The organism is Sphingomonas paeninsulae (genome assembly GCF_003660165.1).
In the GTDB taxonomy this organism is placed as follows: domain Bacteria; phylum Pseudomonadota; class Alphaproteobacteria; order Sphingomonadales; family Sphingomonadaceae; genus Sphingomonas_O; species Sphingomonas_O paeninsulae.
The window spans coordinates 633981-650317 of sequence record NZ_CP032828.1 but is presented as its reverse complement, the minus strand read 5'-3'; the positions used below and the strand labels follow the sequence as shown (position 1 = coordinate 650317).

The following is a 16337-nucleotide window of genomic DNA, read 5'->3' as shown; positions in this document are numbered from 1 at the left end:
GCTTACGCAACGAAGCGAAATCCGCTGGCATCGCGCACGACATGGCCTGCCGTCGGTGCGGGATAATGCGTGCCGATCACGAGCACAGGTTCGTCCGCGAACTGTTCGCACAAATGTTTGCGCGTTGCGGTCGAGCCGGCGACATCCACATCCACAAGCGACGCCCATTCGGTCCGTGTCCACTGGCAGGGGTGATGAGTCGCATCGCCGGTAATCATCGCGCGCTGGCCCTGCGATTCGATCATCACGCTGACATGGCCGGGCGTATGGCCGGGGGTGGGGAGCAACGACACCTCCGGACAAAGACAATGATTGCACGCCACGAAGTCCGCCAAATCGGCCTCGACAATGGGAAGCAATGAATCGGCAAACAAGGCGCGGTCGTCGTCCGTCTGCGGATTGTCTTTCCAATACGCATATTCCTTGGCACCGAACAGATAACGGGCGTTGGGGAAAGTGGGCACCCAACGATCGCCGGTCCACATCGTATTCCATCCGACATGATCACTGTGCAAATGCGTACACAGCACTACGTCCACCATATCCGGCGATACTCCCGAGGCGCGGAACCGGTCCAGAAAATCGGTTGAAAGCAGGTTGCCGCTATATTCCCGCGGCTTGTCGTTGCCCATGCAGGTATCGACCACGATCCGCAGTGCCGGGGTTTCGATCAGCAGCGCGTGAATGCTGAGCGTCAACGTCCCGTCGGCATTGAGGAAATGCGGTTTCAGCCAGTCCATCGCAGCCAGCTCACCGGCATCCGACGCCGGGAACAGCATCTGGCTCGGCAAATCAATCTGTCCTTCGGCAATGCGCGTGATGCGGACATCACCGATCTGCCAGCGCAAAAGAGCGTCCGTCACAGCGGCATATACTCACCGCCGGACAAATCCACACACGCGCCGGTCGTCGCGGTGAAATAGTCGGAGGCGAGCGCGATGATCGCCTTTGCGACCTCGCGGTCCTCAGGCATTCGTCCGATCGGGATGGCCTTGGCGATCTCGTCACGGACCTGTTCCACGCTGACGCCGCGCTGGTCGGCGACCTCTTGCAGCCCGTCGGCGACGGTTTTGCCCCACATCCAGCCAGGAAATGCCGAATTGATCCGTACCCCCGTCCCATGCAGTTCCTTTGCAAGTTGCGTGGTTGCCATGCGGAGTGCGGCTTTCGACACGGCATATCCGCCCAGCGTATCCTGCGGCATCCGCGCAACCTTTGTGTTGACGTTGACGATGGAACCACCACCGCCTGCGGTCATATGCGGCACCACGGCCCGCGTCATATTCATCGTCCCGAACAGATTGACGTCGAGCGCCTTTCGCCATTCGTCCAGATCGACACTCAATACCGGGCCATATTCGCCGGTGACATAGGCGCTGTTGATCAGGACATCGATGCGCCCGAAGACAGCCATCACCTTGTCCGCAAACGCCGCGCATTGCGCCGGGTCGGTAATATCGGTGGGGACTGAAAGAACGCGTGCCGAGCCACCGATGGCGGCCTCGCAAGCGGCGAGTTTGGCCGGTGTCCGCGCACATATTGCAACGCTTGCCCCTTCGGCTGCCGCGATTTCGGCCAGTGCAGTGCCAAGGCCCGGACCGATGCCACTGATGATTGTAACTTTGTTCGCGAGGATCATGGCTCAAGTCCTAAAAAGCTCTGTCGGTAATCGGCGAATGCGTGCTTCACATGGGCTGGCGAAAGGCCGAACTCCTCGAGCGTGTAATGGTGACTCGGGCGCGCCTCACGCTGGTTGGCGTCCCGCCATTTGCCCATTTCCGCCCATGCGTCGTCGTCCAGACCCTCGCCCAGAAACGCGAATACACGCTCTGCCACGCCGCGCGGATCGGCCACGGTGTCGGCATAGAGGATATCGAGGAAATGGTTGGGATGCGCTGCCCGAACCTCGACCGCATGATTCATGCTGCGGGCAAACATCCGGCACCATTCGCGGCCCAGCCCCTCTGAATCGACGGTCGCGGCACTCAGGCGGTGGAGCGCGCGAATAAAGCTGCTGATCGACGGAATCGTGTCGACCGGATCGCGGTGCGTCTGGATAATCTTCGCGCCCGGAAACGCCTGTAACAACGCATCCAGACTGTGGATGTGATCGGGCGTCTTCAACAGCCAGCGTGTCGCATGGTGAGCGCCTGACCGTTTCCGCTGCCACTGGAGCAGTTTCAGTGCGCGGATCAGATAGCGATAGGCGGGAGCCTTGTCGGCTGTATCGAACCAGCGTTCATAGCTCGGCACACGAGCCACACTTTGCATCGAAGTCGAGACGAACGACGCGCCGTAAAGGTAGATATCCTCTTCGGGAGCCAGCGCCTCATAGGGATAGATCGACGCAATTTCCGGCACCGCTGCCAGCATTCCCGCGATCCGGGTTTCAGCAACGCCCACGCGCGGGTCGGCGGCGCGATCGAAGTTCCAGTTGAACGCAGGCGACACCGATGCGGCTTCATAATGGAGCGGCACGGCAAAGCCGGGGGCTGCCGCAAGCATACGGTATAGCATGGTGGTCCCGGTTCGCGGCAGACCGACAATGACCAGCGGGTCGCCAAGGTCTTCGTCGGCAATTTCGGGGACGCGACGATACCATTCTTCCATCTTCAACCGGTCGCAAAGATAGCCAATCACCGTCTCGCGCATCCCCGTTCGCCCCTGCGCGCTGAGGTTTGCTTCCTCATCGAGCGAGTGCGCAAAAATCGCAGCCGGCTCGCGAAATGCAGGGTCGCCGAAGTCAGCCAAACCTGAACGCGATTGCGCCTCCGCCATAAGCGTATCGAGCGCGAAATTGTCAGCCATCCTGTCTCCAATTCAACCGGACGCTTTTATCGCGAGTCTCAGTCAGTGTTTTAATTCGTTGTTTTACTGTTCTATGATTGCAGCCCCGACTGTCAAGTAACCCGCCACCACATTTGCGTTTTACGAATCCGTCGGGGTGGCGCTAAAGGATGGCCGGTGACGATATGCGCTATCCAATGGCCAGAACTGGCTCCTTCTTCAGCCACCGCCCTGCTGACGGCGCGCGCGACATTCGCTCATATCGGACTGGTTGTGGCCGACATGGCATCGGCAAAACATGCCCTTTCCGCAGGGCGCGACGTACGTTGGAAGGATGCCGGATTCGTCACCCTCGACCTTGTTCTCAAAGGCCAGCCGCAGACCCTTGATCTTCATATCGCGCATTCGATCGGCGGGAACCCGCGCGTCGAGCTGATCGAAGCGGTGCCAGGCACAATCTGGAGCGATGCCGACGAAACACGGGCACATCACTATTGCTACTGGAGCGACGACGACGAAAGCCTCTGTCGCGACATCGAAAAGACGGGAGGCAAAAGACTGCTGGGGAACGACGGTGGCGGATCGGGTTATTTTCTGCTCCCCGATGCCGGCATCATCGAGATACTCAGTGCAGCCACGCACCGGCGACTGGCTGCATGGATCGGCGGCTAGAAACTCAAACGGCGGACATTGCAGCCTGTGTTTCCTGCGATGGCAGGGCAATGAGTATCGCCTCTGCCGTGTCGAACAACCCCTCGATCGCCGCCGGATCGGCCCAAAACTCTTTCCAGAATTCGGCCTGTCCTTCGATCGCCTCACGCGTCGCAAGGAACGTCCACATATAGGGCACCAGGAAATAGAGGCGCTGACGCAGTACGGCTTCACTATAGTCGGGCAGAAGCGGTCGCAGCAGGGTGACGCAGCGTTGGAATGATCCATCCCAGCGATTGGGAATCTGGGTATGCATGAGATCGCGGCGATAGGTTTGCAGCATCGTGAACAGCCGCATTTCCTCCAGATCGTCAACATCCGCAGGCAGGAAGTTCGCTTTCAACAGGCCACGGATCGTCATCGGTGCGCCCGATGCCTCCATTTCATCCAGCCGACCCCCACTCAAAACATCGCGATAGCGGGCGGCATCGTCGATGATTTCTCGGATCAAATCTTCCTTCGACCGGAAGTAATAATTCACCGAACCGCCATTTCGCTGCCCCGCCGCCTTTGCGATATCGCGGATGGTGACCGTGTCGATTCCATAGCGTGCGAACAGATGCCGGGCCGTGTTTTTTATGTTGCTTCGTGCAAGATCACCCTTGCTCGCGCCTTTGTCTTCAAGACCGATGCCCATTGCGCTCCCCTGTTGCCGCGGCGTTGCTACCCTCCCCGCCATCGCATTGCAAAAAGAGCTTCGATGCCGTGCATATAGCATGTTGAAACATCTTGAAAACAATGTTTCTATCGCTGTATAGTTTTGTAACAGCCGGATCGACGGGCGGAGAGGAATTATTGTGATGGATATCGAGACCCTTCTCGCCAAGGAGGAGATTCGCGAACTGCGGCACAGCTTTGCATGGAATCTCGAAACATCGAATCCCGATGCGCTGGCGGACCTTTTCTGCGCCGATGGCATTATCGATACCGGCCCATGGGGAAAGATGGAGGGACAGGACGCGATCCGAAAAGGCTATGGCCGCGCCTATCGCGATATGCCGCAATTTACCGCCATGCACGTCGTCACCAATCCACGCCTGGCGGTGACTGGAAACGAGGCTGAGGGAACATGGTATCTCCTCGACCTGACTCTTCGGGAAGCGCATACCAACCCGCTCCTTCTGGTCGCGCTTTATGAAGAAAAATACCGGCGCATCGACGGGGTTTGGAAATACAGCTTTCTCAAGCTCAACTATCTGTGGTCGGCCGAAAAAGGTCGCATCACCGCTGAGAATCCGATGACCATCCCGGATACGACCCGCAAAGCCTATAGCGCCGAACGAGCGCGGGCAGCAGCCGAATGACCGCAATTATCAATGGAACAGATGCTATGACGACCGCTCCGCAAGCCGAAACCCTCGGCTATCGCGCTATTGATTCCGATGGTCATTATTATGAACCGCACGATGCGTTTACCCGCCATCTGGAATCGCGTTTCAGCAATCGCGCAATCAATGTCCGCGTGGATGAGCGCGACGGGCTGGGGCGGCTTTTCTACGGTGATAAAAAGCTTGGCATGATGAAGGTCACGCAGACCGATTTCACTGGAATGCCCGGCAGTCGCGCCGACTTTTTCCAGGGGCTGATCGACGACGAGGAGGGCTGGCACCAGACCGAAGTCATCAACGCGCACGACCATCCCGCGATGATGAATCGCGATGCGCGGATTGCCCTGATGGACAAGCAGGGTATCGAGGCGACATTGCTGTTCCCGAGCGTGGGTGTCGCCGTCGAACATGAAATGCACGATGATGTCGATGCGCTTTACGCCGGGCTGCGCGCATTCAATCGCTGGCTTGAGGAAGACTGGGGCTTTGGCGGCGATGGACGGATCTATGCCGCGCCGATGCTATCCCTTGTCGACGTTGATCAGGCGTGTGCGGAGTTAGAACGCGTCCTGAAACTCGGCGCGAAAATGCTGCATATGAAACGCGGGCCGGTCTATGGCGCATCGGTCGCGGACCCGTCATGCGACCGTTTCTGGGCGATGGTCGAGGAGGCAGATGTCCCCCTCACCTTCCATATCGGCGATGCCGGTTACCACGAGTTGTGGGGCACGCAATGGGGTGAAGCACCACGCCCACCACTCCAGTACACATCACCATTTCAGGTGTATCTGGCTTCTCCGGCGATGGAGGACACGATTGCCAATTTAATCCTGAACAACCTTTTCGACCGGTTTCCGAAACTCAAGATCCTGAGCGTCGAAAACGGCTCCGATTGGGTTAAGGGGTTGATGAAACGGATGAACAAAGCGGCATTCCAGACGCGTGGACAAGCAGGGCTTGGAGGTCCGGTAACGTGTAAACCCGCTGAGGTGTTGAAGAAGAACTTCTATTTCTGTCCCTTTTTCGAAGAAGATCCGGTCGAACTGGCCGCGCTGATCGGCGAGGGGCAAGTGTTGTTCGGTTCGGACTGGCCGCATCCAGAGGGGCTCGCCGAACCTCTCGATTTCGCAAACAAGCTGATCGCGCATGGCGACACGGCGATGACCCGGCGGATCATGCGTTCGAACATAGCGAACCTCATCGGTCTTGAGGCCTGACGTGCTCGTCGCTGCGGGTGAGAGGGCGAGTAATCAGAGTGCGGTGGAACATGCGCTTACCGACTTTCTCGATGAGGCAAGCGAACTCGACGGGTTCCTGACCAACCTCGGCGAAGGCGAGTGGGAACGCACGACGCCCTTTGCCGATTGGTCGGCTTCGGACGTCGTGCGCCATTTGATATCGGTCGATTGCGACGCGCTGCTCACCCTGACCGATCGCGATACTTTCGATCTGGCGAGCAAAGCGATGATGAGCGCGACCTCGACTTCGGTTCCCGGCGAACCGTTGGAAGCTCCTGTTTTTGCGCGCCTGAAAACCTATGAACGCCAGCGCGTCGGCATAGCGTCTGACCGTGACCTCCTGTCCCCTGGCGCACTGGGCGTCTGGCTTTGGAAACTGCCGCTCTGACGTTCGACACCGATGAAAAGATTGACTGGTTCGGTCCACCCATGCGGATCAGTCGCCTCTTCGCGGCACGACAGATGGAGGTTTGGTGTTATGGTCAGGACGTTTACGACACGTTCGGAGTGAAGCGCATCAACGCCGACCGAATTCGGCAAGTCGTCGATTTCGGCGTCCGCACCCGTCGCTTTGCGTTCGATATAAACGGACTCGACGTACCGACGGCGCCTGAAGTTTCCCTGTCCAGTCCCGGCGGTGAAGTTTGGCACTGGGGTGACGCACAGGCTGTCGAACGCATCTACGGGACGGCCGAGCAGTTTGCACTCGTGGTCACCCAGCGTCGCAACATCGAGGACACGTCGCTTGTGGTGCAAGGCGACGGCGCGGCGAAGTGGATGACCATTGCGCAGACCATCGCTGGCGGCCCATTCACGCCGCCCCGACCCGGACTGCGCATCTAATTTCGGATTAGTCGGCGCTCAGTTCCGCAATGGCCGCGTCGATCGTATCGAACGTGCACAGCCGCGTTTCCGGGTCGATATGCTCGTTCGCGCGGATGTAGCGCATCGCAAAGTGGCCGATCCGGTGGTGGGCCGTGTCCAGCCAGTTCGGCTTGCCCGGATCCCGATGCGCGATGATCGCGATTACGCTGCCGTCGGGTTCGTAGTGAGCGATGTGTTTATTGATGTGGCTGCGGAAATATCGGTAGTCCATGGATTCCTGCCAGAAATTATCGACCTGCAAATTCCAGCTTTCACACTCGGGCAGGCGCGGAATTCGGATCACCAGCGCTTCGTCTTCGGCCAGTGACCAGACCGAGCGATAGAAATAGATATTGGGATCGCCCCCTGCGCGCAGGCATGCCTCCTGATCGGCGGACGGGAGGGCGTTGATGTGGCCGAGGTAGCTGTGCGTCCAGTCGGGGAACAGTGTCGCGCAATAGTGCACAAAGCCATGCGCTTCGCCCAGCGCCGACACCGTACCGGCATAGTCGATCGGTGCCGGAACCGCCGACTGCCCGAGGCGCGTAATCGTCAGGTCGGCACGCACTTCGCGGCGGCGGTCGAGGAACGTCTGGCGGATCGACAGGTTGCTGGTTGCTTGCGTCATCGCCAGCCAGTTGCCTGATGCTGGTTGCGTAGCCGACAGAATAATCTCGAACTGCCCATCGGGCCCGACCGCCAGCGCCTTGTTGTCGAGGAAGCCGGTCTGCGTGACCGCGCCCTCCTTTGCGTGACTGCCGCTCGAGGTGGTGAAACTGAGGTAATCGACGGTGCCGCGGGTGCCGGAAAGTCGATAGCTGCCGCGACCGTCGAGCTTTGCGACCTGGTAAATTGTGTCGGGATTATCGCAGCCAAATTTTCGGGTTTCGTCGACGATCTGGAATATCGTGGGAAACTGGGAATCGACATGTTCAAGACTGCGTTCGAGTGCGATCCGGGACAGTCGCGCGAGGTGTCGCAATCCCTCTGCATCGGTCAGTGCATCGTCGGGGCGATCGGCGCGAAACAACGCTTTTCCGGCGTTTTTTAGCTGTTCGCAGAAGGATTCCCATTCAGCAGCCGGGTCGCGGATGGTCATGCCGGCACCTTATAGCCATCACGCGTCAGGATACGGACCGGGTCGGTGCCGTCCCATGCTGCGCAGGTCGCCGCAACCTTTGCCAAAGCCGCCCTAAGCCCCGCATTTTCCTCACAAACTTCGGTAATGACGCCAAGCGTTTCACGCGTGTCGAAATACCCCACACGATTGCCATCCGACATGCGGATTTCGCTGACTAACGGGCAGTTATTGGACTCATAATGGGCGAGTGCGGCATCATAATCGACCGCGAAGGTGCACATATGGTGCACGCCGCCCTTAGCCTTTAGCTCACGCGTGTAGATTGTCGGCGTATCGCACCGCTGTTCGATCAGCTCGATCTGGACCGGCCCCATCTGCGCAACCGCCAGCGTAACGTCGGGTTCAACCTTTACCCCGCGATAGGTCATGTCGGGGTTACGCGATCGCATGACATGGAACGGCCCCGCCCCCAGATACGGGCAAAATTATGCGCCGTCGCGATCAGGTCGTCGACGACCCATGCGACCTGAACGAACGTAAAAGCCGATGGCTGATCTTCGGCATAGAATTGATGGCGCGGCATGACCTCTCCAAATTTGTATTTCACCCAATGTGTCGGCATCGCGGTTTTCAATCAATGTTTTATTTTTGTAAAGTGACGCGCTTAACCGATAAAATTTAGAGAGTGACAATGGCGTTGGTCGCATTTAATAAGAAGTTCACGCTTGTATAAAACAAGCGATAAAACTAGCTTTTATGGAGAATGCGGCCCAGAACGGCCATCCAGCATCACTGAATAATAAAAACCGGTTTTGAGCCGGGTATCATCAGAGAGAGGAAGACGAATGACCAACAGGATATTCACGTCCGCTGCACAGACTCTTGCCACCGCGAGTCTGATTGCGATGCCAACCGCCGCCCATGCGCAAACCCCGCCTGCCGCACCAGCGCCCGTCGATCAGACAGCCCAGGCCGCAGGCCCCGGACTGGACGAAATCGTCGTCACCGCACAACGCCGCGAACAACGGCTTCAGGATGTTCCGCTGACCATCACGGCGGTTTCCGCCGACACGCTTTCCAAAGCAGGCGTGACCACCCTGCGCGACGTGCAGAACATCGTTTCGGGATTCACATTCTCAGGTCAGGGAACGGTGGCGCAACCGTCGATCCGTGGCGTATCGACCTTGCTCAGCACATCGGGTTCGGAAAACCCCAACGCGCTTTATATCGACGGCATTTATCAGGCGACGCAGGCCGCACTCGGCAATGAACTTCCCGATATCGAGCGGATCGAAGTGCTGAAAGGACCGCAAGGTACACTTTTCGGGCGTAACGCAACCGGCGGCGCGATCCAGATCTTTACCCGCGCACCCAGTTTCAAACCGACCGCCAGCTTTGCGCTCGACGCCGGCTATTACACCGGCAACGGTGGCAGCCATTCCGCCGAACGTGTCAGCGCCCGCGCCTTCGTCAGCGGGCCGATCATCAGCGACGTCGTCGCTGCCAGCATTTCGGGCGGATATACCTATACACCGGGGTATTGGACCGACGACCGGACCGGCAATCAGAGTGCGCCGATCCGCAAGGTCAACGGCCGCGCCAAATTGCTGATCGTTCCCAGTGACAAAGTCGATATCACGCTTGGCGCCTATTATGTCGATAACAATGAATCCGTGCCGCAAACGCCTGTGAACGGCCTGAGCGCAGCCGGAGCCTATCCGGGCGCAGTCGTTCCAACGCAGCCATGGCATACGGCGCACGAAGACGATCCGCTTGGAGCGGACAAGGCGCTGCTGAAGCAATATGGGTTTAGCGCCCAGGTGAAGGTCGATACCGGCTTTGGTACGCTGACCTCGCTCACCGGCTATAATAATACAAAAGCCCTGAATCCGGCAACGTCGATTGCCGGTGCTTATGGCACGCTGCCTTGCTCATTCAATTTTGCATGCCTCGACTATTACTTTGCAGTCAGCAACCGTGAGATTTCGCAAGAGCTGAACTTCGCATCGGAAAAGATGGGCATATTGAGCTTTGTTACCGGCCTATATTATTACAATGCAAAGGGCGCGACGGTCGGGAAAATCCAGAATGATCTGGCACCATTCGCACCACCGGGAACGTTCCCGATCACCGTCCAGCAATTCGCATTCCAGACGAAATCCTATGCGGCTTACGGCGAAGCGACCATCCAGCCCAGCGATCCACTATCGTTCATCCTCGGCCTTCGCTTTAGCCACGAACCGCATGAGGACGTCTCGACCATCCCGGTGTCCCCAGTGTTGCAAAAGACGTTCAACAGCCTGACGCCGCGGGTTTCGGCGCGCTATGAATTGACCAACGCGCTGAACGTGTACGGAACTTTCTCGATCGGTTTCAAAAGCGGCCTGACGGGCGCTTCGAACAATGCGAGCGTCCCGCAATTCGCGCCGGTCCAGCCCGAAAAAATCTATTCTTATGAAGCCGGTGTAAAATACGCGACGGCCGGGCTGACCTTCAACGGATCGTTCTTTTACTATGATTACAGGAACAAGCAGGAACAGACCTTCACCGGGCTTGCCACCATCGTCACCAACACGGGGCCAGTTCGCATCTTTGGTTTCGATTTCGACACCAGCGCAAAACTCGCCGATCATGTGACGTTCCGTGGAACCGCATCGTGGATACCGGTTGCCAAATACCTCGACTTCCCGAACGCTTCGGGTTCATCGACCACGCGCATTCCGTTCGATACCACCATGCCTCCATTCAATTGCGCACCCGGCGGCGGTTGCGGTAGTTTCGAGCCAATCGTGTTCAATGCGTCGGGGTTACGGCTGAGCCGCACGCCAAAGGTCACGGCCAGCGGCACATTGACTTATGATGACGGCAAGTTCGATGCCAGCGGCACCGTCAGCTTTTCCAGCTCGGTATTTCACGACATCACCGGCATTATCCGCCAGCCCGCCTATGCAATATTTACGGCGCAGGCCGGCTATAAGATCGACGGCGTTCGCATCGGCATTTACGGCCGCAACATCGGCAACAAGGCGTATATCGTTAATGGTCTGAGCAGTTCCGCGGGTTTCCTGGCCGGCTATGCCCCGCCACGCGAGGTCGGGCTCAGCCTTGGTTTCAACTACTGACGCTGAGCTAAACGGGGGCGTCGCCGGAGCGATTTATCATTCCGGCGACGGACGACCCGAAAATTTTCCAAAGCGAACACTAGATTTGACGCGTTTTCCAAGCCAGCAGGTAATTCTACCTGCTTCGAAAATGCTCTTGGCATGATTGCAAAATCACCTGAAAGGGCTGAGCGCCGCTTTGGAAAGACATGAGCATGAACTGGTTTATTACAGGCGTCGGCAGCGGCCTTGGACAGGCACTTGCCGCAGCAGCCATCGCACGCGGTGACTGTGTTGTCGGCGTTTTGCGGAACGCCGAAGCCGCACGCACCTTTGAAACATCGGCCCTTGGCCGTGCGAAAGCGATTCTCGCCGATGTCAGCGACCGCGACGCAATGTTTGCCGCCGTTGCCACCGCAGAGCGTGAAACCGGCGGGATCGACATCGTCGTCAACAATGCCGGAAACGCGCTGGAAGCATATGTCGAGGAAGTCGACCCTGAAGCAGTGCGTGCGCTGTTCGAGGTCAATCTGCTCGGTCCTCTGCATGTCATTCAGGCCGCCCTGCCCGCGATGCGGGGACGTGGCAAAGGCCGCATCATCAACATCAGTTCGGGTGGCGGCATCATTGGCGTGCCGTGGGTCGGCCTGTACAGCGCCAGCAAATTTGCACTCGAGGGTATGTCAGAGGCGCTGGCAGCCGAAGTCGGCCCGCTGGGTATCGCGGTAACGATCGTCGAGCCGGGTGCATTTCGAACCAATTTGCTCATCCGCGAACATTCGAAAAGCACCTCCACAATTGCCGATTACGAACGTTCGGTCGGTAAAGTGCAAAGCCGGATCAGCAGCATGGGCGGCACCGAGCCGGGCGACCCCGCAAAGTTTGCACAAGCCATGCTGAAACTCGCCGACGCCGCCGATCCTCCACTCCGTATCGCCCTTGGTGACGATGCGATCGCGATGGCGCTGGGCAAGTCGGATGCGATCCGGCGGGATATCGAGGCAGGGCGTTCGCTGGGCAGCAACCTTTCGCACGAGAATCGCGCCTGATGCCCGGTTCACCGATGCCGGATACCACGCCGCTCGATCGCTGGCTCGACGCGGCATGGGCGCAAACCGCAGATGTGCATGAGGTCGAAGTCGAAGGCGCGACGGTGCGGTATCGCGGATGGGGACTGGATGCGACCGACAAGCCGGGATTGATCTTTGTCCACGGCTTCCTCGCCCACGCGCGCTGGTGGGACCATATCGCGCCGCATTTCACCGACCGGTTTCGTGTCGCCGCGCTGGACTTTACCGGCATGGGGGACAGTGACCGGCGACCTGAATATTTCCGCCGCCAATATGGCCGGGAAATTCTTGCCGTGGCACAGGCGGCCGGAATGGACCGGGTTACGCTGGCGGCGCACAGCTTTGGGGCAGTCGCGGCATTATACGCGGCATCGCTTGCCCCCGAACGGGTCGAGCGTGCGGTCATCATCGACGCGCACGTTTTTCGCGGCGAGATCGAAAAAGGTAAACTGGAGGTATCCGAACGCACCTATGCGAGCCGCGCCGAAGCCATCGACCGTTATCGTCTGATCCCACCGGGCACATGGCCTGTGCCGCGCATCGTCAGTTATCTTGCGGAAAATTCGATGCGCGAAGACGATGGGGACTGGCGCTGGAAATTCGACCCGGAAACGCTGCGTTCGTTTCACACAGAGCGTTTGCGTGACGATATTCGCGGGCTGGACCTGCCAGTCGACTTCGTCCATGCAGCCGACAGCGAAGTCGTTGGCCCGGCTGAAATCGCATCGTTTCTGGAAAATATGCCCCGCTGCCATGCGGCGGTTACAGTACCACTCAGCCACCATCACATCATGATCGAACAACCCGTTGGACTCGTCGCTGCGCTGAACGGAATTTTTGCAAAGCGCGATTGAGCCGCAAGACAGGAATAATAATTACTGAAATCAAACGAATTACCGATGTCCTGCGGGTCCGTGCCGAAACGATGGGCGAAGCCGTTGCCCATGATGACACAAGGCGCGTGCTGACGTTTGCGCAATGGGATCGCGAGGCCGACGAGATCGGCGGCGGTCTGGTCGCAGCGGGACTGGTCACCGGCGACCGTGTTTTCCTGCCGATCAGCAATGCCAATGCGGTTGAGATGGCGGTCGCGGTGCTGGCGGTTTTGCGCGCCGGCGGCATCGTCGTTCCGGTCAACACGCGTCTGTCGCCACAGGAAGTGGCCGACTATGCCGCGCTGATCGAGCCACGCTTTGCGATTACGGATCAGGCGGGACAGTTGGACGGCGTGACGCTGGACGCAATCTGGCAGACCGATGCGATGCCGCGCGACATCGCCGCATTGCCCGACCAGCAAGCTTTCGATCCGGCTGCCGATGCAGAGATACTCGGGACATCGGGCACGACCGGAAAGATCAAGGGCGTTGTCGTTACTCATCCCGATCTGCTTGGGCCGGTCCGCACCGGGCTTGAGCGCGATCGTTCGACCTCGACGCTTCATGCGCTGCCGTTTACCGGTTCGGGCGGAAATCTGGGTGTGTTGATTCTGCCGTTGCGGGGAGCTGCCACGACGTTCACGCAGCCACGTTTCGACCCCGCCGGATTCCTGAAACTTGTCGCGGAAAAGCGGCCGATGACGGTTTATCTCGTGCCCACGATGTTGCGCCTGATCCTCGATCATCCCGACGCCGCGACCACCGATTTCTCCAGTGTGCGTTACCTGATGACAGGAACTGCGCCGCTGCCCAATGACTCGGTCGTGCGGGCGATGGCACTATGGCCGAACGCCAGCATCCGCAACAGTTACGGCATGTCAGAAGGCGGGGCGAGTATTTCGACACGCGGCAAGGAAGTCCTGAAACCCGGCTGCGTCGGCAAACTGCCACCCCATATGCAGGTACGCGACGACGCCGGTCAGGTCGTTGCGCCGATGGTGGTCGGCGAAATTTACGGTCTGCAATCCAACCCCCGCCGATACTGGCGCGACGATGCGGCCACCGCACAGGGCTTTACCGGCGGCTGGACGAAGACCGGCGACCTTGGTTTCGTGGATGGCGACGGCGACCTGATTATCAGCGGCCGGTCAAAGGAACTCATCATCCGGGGTGGCTATAACATCACGCCGATCGAGATCGAAAACGTCCTGCACGACCATCCATCGGTCAAGGACGCCGCCGTCCTTGGCGTGCCGCACGACGTTCTGGGCGAGGATATCGCGGCCGCAGTCTCGTTCCGCCCCGGCACCACGGCAACGCCCGAAGAACTGGAGACATGGTGCCGCGACCGGCTGGCGAACAACAAAGTGCCGCGCACGATACTGGTGCTCGACGAACTGCCGGTCAACGCGACCGGCAAGGTGGTGAAGCGCGACCTGCGCCCGCAGGTGGAAGCCGCTGCGGGCGCGCGTCGTGCGGCAGGAAGCCGATAGAGAGCCTTGTATGGCCGCAAATCGGAAGCAATGGTACGGCCCTACCAGGTAAAGAGGGTCTGCAGAGTCGTTCGGGATTGCAGTCACCTTGCTCCTATTACGAAGCTCTCGTGTTTGGATGCTTCGAGAATAGTGGCCCGACCTCCGAAGAGGTCGGGCCACTCACCTTTTAGTCTCCGGCATTCCAGATAATCGCAAAGCGATTGTCATCGTCGCCTGGAGCGCGACCGAGGTTGGCATAAAGCCGACGGGGCCCGAACTCGGGTGCGGCAATGCTCAGCGAGACATAGTCATTGCCCGTCGTTTCAGAACGCCGGAGCCACCCCGCACCGATTTCGATATCACCGACAAGAACCTTATAGTCGGGCTGTACGTCACGGGACTTGCCGGAGTTCGCCACATGTCGGCTGTGATGGTGAGCGTTTTGAGCCCTTGAATGAACCGGTTTCGGTCAGGGTGACATAACCAATGGTAGCCATGTGCGTCTTCCTTGATGATGCGTTCAGCGGCGCTTGCTAGGGAATGGGCAACCTTCCAGTCCGACCCTAAAGTTTCACTGGCGGCAAGCTGACGAAGGTGTGTTGGTTTGGCAACCATTGAACCAGCCGGCAAACAGGCACAAAATTTATAAGCCTTTGCGCGATCGCCAGTGACAGGTGGTGTGACGACCGGCGATCGCTGGGCCCCTACGTGCCAGCAGCAATGAAGCGAGGCGCCGGAGCGCTTGGATTGCTACAGTGCGGCTATCAACATGCACCAGTCGGCTCTGCATCTGATTGCAGACGTTCATCGAATTCCTTGTTGACGGATACCCTAACATTCCGCTCTTAAAAACTCTTAAGGGAGAGTTTTATGGTCAATAGTTTGTTAACCGAGGAAGCACGAGCACCGATCGGCCGCGTCGTGCGCATGCGTCGCGGAATCGTCACCGCGACCGACATCGCCAAGTTCTGTTCGGGAATTGGGGAAGTCGGCGCCGAGCATCATGATGAGGCGGCTGCCCGGGCCCTGGGGTATGCCAGCATTGTCGCGCCACCAACCTTTCCCGCGCTGACGACGCGACCAATCCCGCCGCGGTCCGGATTTCTTTCCGACGGTCAGTACGACGACGCGGCCCCGCCCGGACTCGGTCATCTGCAAACGATGCTTGGCGGACAGGACTGGACCATCCACCGATTGGCCCGCGCGGGAGAGGTCATCGAGGAGCGCCGCACGGTACTGTCGATGGAGGAGCGCGAGGGCAAGACGGGCCCCATGGCGATCGTCCGCAGCGAGCAGGCATTTATTAATGACAGCGGCGATAAGATCGAGACGCTCATTTCCACCCTGATCTTACGACCTCCCCCGCCAGCAATTGAGGCTTCAGGCTCGGCAGGACCTATCATCCAGTCGGAGGTCATCGCAAACCTTCCCCAGGCTGGGCCGGACCAACTGATCGTCCAGCCCGACATGATCCAGTCGTTCCTGTTCAACGCGGCGATTTGGGCGGTCCATCGTATCCACTGGGATGTCCCCTACGCCCGTTCCGAGGGACTCCCCTCGACGCTGATCGTGGGCTGGAACCTCGCGAATTTCATCGCCCGACTGGGCAAGAAAATCGCTCCTGAAGGTAAGCGCCTGAACCGCATCAATCTTAGTTACAGGGCGATCGCGCATCCGGGCGATATCCTGACCTGTACGGCAGGCGATACGGAAGATGGCATGCGACACGTCGTGATGCAGAACCAGCGTGGCACCACCAACGTCATCGGCCGCCTTGGCTGGGAGTAAGCAGCCGGCAATCCGCGAG

Annotated in this window: 17 protein-coding genes and 1 pseudogene; 10 read left to right on the top strand and 8 right to left on the bottom strand. The window is 58.9% G+C overall.

The features are described from left to right. Positions 1 to 2: 2 nt before the first annotated feature. Genes D3Y57_RS04380 through D3Y57_RS04370 form a run of 3 tightly spaced genes read right to left on the bottom strand, consistent with a single transcriptional unit; the run spans position 3 to position 2808 of the window. Positions 3 to 863 carry an MBL fold metallo-hydrolase gene (locus D3Y57_RS04380; protein ID WP_239025735.1) on the bottom strand — a complete coding sequence of 287 codons (861 nt, stop codon included), beginning with the start codon at positions 861 to 863 and terminating at the stop codon, positions 3 to 5. Then, positions 860 to 1639 carry an SDR family oxidoreductase gene (locus tag D3Y57_RS04375; protein WP_121151689.1) on the bottom strand — a complete coding sequence of 260 codons (780 nt, stop codon included), beginning with the start codon at positions 1637 to 1639 and terminating at the stop codon, positions 860 to 862. Before D3Y57_RS04375 ends, D3Y57_RS04380 begins: the two co-directional genes overlap by 4 nt. Beyond that, positions 1636 to 2808: a sulfotransferase family protein gene (locus tag D3Y57_RS04370; RefSeq protein WP_121151687.1), complete on the bottom strand. Its 1173-nt coding sequence runs from the start codon at positions 2806 to 2808 to the stop codon at positions 1636 to 1638. Before D3Y57_RS04370 ends, D3Y57_RS04375 begins: the two co-directional genes overlap by 4 nt. 156 nt (positions 2809 to 2964) lie before the next feature. Between D3Y57_RS04370 and D3Y57_RS04365 the strand changes: the two genes are divergently transcribed. Next, positions 2965 to 3459, top strand: a complete 495-nt coding sequence (locus tag D3Y57_RS04365; protein WP_121151685.1) for a VOC family protein — start codon at positions 2965 to 2967, stop codon at positions 3457 to 3459. 4 nt (positions 3460 to 3463) lie between these two features. On the opposite strand, the gene D3Y57_RS04360 is transcribed toward D3Y57_RS04365, so the two are convergent. Continuing rightward, a complete protein-coding gene (locus D3Y57_RS04360; protein WP_162986952.1) occupies positions 3464 to 4135 on the bottom strand; it encodes a TetR/AcrR family transcriptional regulator in 672 nt (223 codons plus the stop codon). A 163-nt stretch (positions 4136 to 4298) separates the two neighbouring features. On the opposite strand from D3Y57_RS04360, the gene D3Y57_RS04355 reads away from it, so the two are divergent. From D3Y57_RS04355 to D3Y57_RS04340, 4 genes are read left to right on the top strand one after another with little or no spacing between them, the layout of a single operon-like run. Beyond that, a complete protein-coding gene (locus D3Y57_RS04355; RefSeq protein WP_121152112.1) occupies positions 4299 to 4802 on the top strand; it encodes a nuclear transport factor 2 family protein in 504 nt (167 codons plus the stop codon). A gap of 26 nt (positions 4803 to 4828) precedes the next feature. Continuing rightward, on the top strand, positions 4829 to 6043 hold the full coding sequence (locus tag D3Y57_RS04350; protein ID WP_162986951.1) for an amidohydrolase family protein: 1215 nt from the start codon (positions 4829 to 4831) through the stop codon (positions 6041 to 6043). Between the two features lies 1 nt (position 6044). Further along, complete coding sequence (locus D3Y57_RS04345; RefSeq protein ID WP_162986950.1) at positions 6045 to 6452, top strand: maleylpyruvate isomerase N-terminal domain-containing protein; 408 nt, start codon at positions 6045 to 6047, stop codon at positions 6450 to 6452. Next, on the top strand, positions 6434 to 6907 hold the full coding sequence (locus D3Y57_RS04340; protein ID WP_162986949.1) for a maleylpyruvate isomerase family mycothiol-dependent enzyme: 474 nt from the start codon (positions 6434 to 6436) through the stop codon (positions 6905 to 6907). The genes D3Y57_RS04345 and D3Y57_RS04340 overlap by 19 nt, the downstream gene beginning before the upstream one ends. A 7-nt stretch (positions 6908 to 6914) precedes the next feature. Here D3Y57_RS04340 and D3Y57_RS04335 read toward each other — a convergent pair whose 3' ends face one another. The 3 genes from D3Y57_RS04335 to D3Y57_RS04325 are packed head-to-tail and all read right to left on the bottom strand — an operon-like array spanning position 6915 to position 8631. Further along, a complete protein-coding gene (locus tag D3Y57_RS04335; RefSeq protein ID WP_121151675.1) occupies positions 6915 to 8027 on the bottom strand; it encodes a DUF1214 domain-containing protein in 1113 nt (370 codons plus the stop codon). Continuing rightward, positions 8024 to 8458 carry a VOC family protein gene (locus D3Y57_RS04330; RefSeq protein WP_121151673.1) on the bottom strand — a complete coding sequence of 145 codons (435 nt, stop codon included), beginning with the start codon at positions 8456 to 8458 and terminating at the stop codon, positions 8024 to 8026. The genes D3Y57_RS04335 and D3Y57_RS04330 overlap by 4 nt, the downstream gene beginning before the upstream one ends. Next, positions 8434 to 8631, bottom strand: a complete 198-nt coding sequence (locus tag D3Y57_RS04325) for a hypothetical protein (protein WP_121151671.1) — start codon at positions 8629 to 8631, stop codon at positions 8434 to 8436. The genes D3Y57_RS04330 and D3Y57_RS04325 overlap by 25 nt, the downstream gene beginning before the upstream one ends. A gap of 223 nt (positions 8632 to 8854) precedes the next feature. Between D3Y57_RS04325 and D3Y57_RS04320 the strand changes: the two genes are divergently transcribed. The 4 genes from D3Y57_RS04320 (at position 8855) to D3Y57_RS04305 (ending at position 14548) form a co-directional block, all read left to right on the top strand. Then, entirely contained in the window at positions 8855 to 11131 is a 2277-nt protein-coding gene (locus D3Y57_RS04320) for a TonB-dependent receptor (RefSeq protein WP_121151669.1), read from the top strand. A 194-nt stretch (positions 11132 to 11325) separates the two neighbouring features. Then, the gene (locus D3Y57_RS04315; RefSeq protein ID WP_162986948.1) at positions 11326 to 12159 is read left to right on the top strand and encodes an SDR family NAD(P)-dependent oxidoreductase; all 834 of its coding nucleotides are present in this window, start codon (positions 11326 to 11328) and stop codon (positions 12157 to 12159) included. Then, a complete protein-coding gene (locus tag D3Y57_RS04310; protein ID WP_121151665.1) occupies positions 12159 to 13034 on the top strand; it encodes an alpha/beta fold hydrolase in 876 nt (291 codons plus the stop codon). Before D3Y57_RS04315 ends, D3Y57_RS04310 begins: the two co-directional genes overlap by 1 nt. Then, positions 13031 to 14548 (top strand): class I adenylate-forming enzyme family protein, encoded by a 1518-nt coding sequence (locus D3Y57_RS04305; protein ID WP_239025734.1) that lies wholly within the window; start codon positions 13031 to 13033, stop codon positions 14546 to 14548. The genes D3Y57_RS04310 and D3Y57_RS04305 overlap by 4 nt, the downstream gene beginning before the upstream one ends. 169 nt (positions 14549 to 14717) lie before the next feature. Here the strand turns inward: D3Y57_RS04305 and D3Y57_RS04300 are convergent. Beyond that, positions 14718 to 15027: pseudogene (locus tag D3Y57_RS04300) on the bottom strand (DUF736 domain-containing protein). A gap of 373 nt (positions 15028 to 15400) precedes the next feature. Here D3Y57_RS04300 and D3Y57_RS04295 point away from each other — a divergent pair. Next, entirely contained in the window at positions 15401 to 16318 is a 918-nt protein-coding gene (locus D3Y57_RS04295; RefSeq protein ID WP_121151663.1) for an FAS1-like dehydratase domain-containing protein, read from the top strand. The last annotated feature ends 19 nt before the right edge of the window (positions 16319 to 16337 follow it).

Excerpts from the sequence above, each read along its gene's own strand:
- D3Y57_RS04375 (WP_121151689.1), bottom strand. The coding sequence starts at position 1,639 with ATGATCCTCGCGAACAAAGTTACAATCATCAGTGGCATCGGTCCGGGC.
- D3Y57_RS04370 (WP_121151687.1), bottom strand. The coding sequence starts at position 2,808 with ATGGCTGACAATTTCGCGCTCGATACGCTTATGGCGGAGGCGCAATCG.
- D3Y57_RS04360 (WP_162986952.1), bottom strand. The coding sequence starts at position 4,135 with ATGGGCATCGGTCTTGAAGACAAAGGCGCGAGCAAGGGTGATCTTGCA.
- D3Y57_RS04355 (WP_121152112.1), top strand. The coding sequence starts at position 4,299 with ATGGATATCGAGACCCTTCTCGCCAAGGAGGAGATTCGCGAACTGCGG.
- D3Y57_RS04350 (WP_162986951.1), top strand. The coding sequence starts at position 4,829 with ATGACGACCGCTCCGCAAGCCGAAACCCTCGGCTATCGCGCTATTGAT.
- D3Y57_RS04335 (WP_121151675.1), bottom strand. The coding sequence starts at position 8,027 with ATGACCATCCGCGACCCGGCTGCTGAATGGGAATCCTTCTGCGAACAG.
- D3Y57_RS04330 (WP_121151673.1), bottom strand. The coding sequence starts at position 8,458 with ATGCGATCGCGTAACCCCGACATGACCTATCGCGGGGTAAAGGTTGAA.
- D3Y57_RS04325 (WP_121151671.1), bottom strand. The coding sequence starts at position 8,631 with ATGCCGACACATTGGGTGAAATACAAATTTGGAGAGGTCATGCCGCGC.
- D3Y57_RS04320 (WP_121151669.1), top strand. The coding sequence starts at position 8,855 with ATGACCAACAGGATATTCACGTCCGCTGCACAGACTCTTGCCACCGCG.
- D3Y57_RS04315 (WP_162986948.1), top strand. The coding sequence starts at position 11,326 with ATGAACTGGTTTATTACAGGCGTCGGCAGCGGCCTTGGACAGGCACTT.
- D3Y57_RS04310 (WP_121151665.1), top strand. The coding sequence starts at position 12,159 with ATGCCCGGTTCACCGATGCCGGATACCACGCCGCTCGATCGCTGGCTC.
- D3Y57_RS04295 (WP_121151663.1), top strand. The coding sequence starts at position 15,401 with ATGGTCAATAGTTTGTTAACCGAGGAAGCACGAGCACCGATCGGCCGC.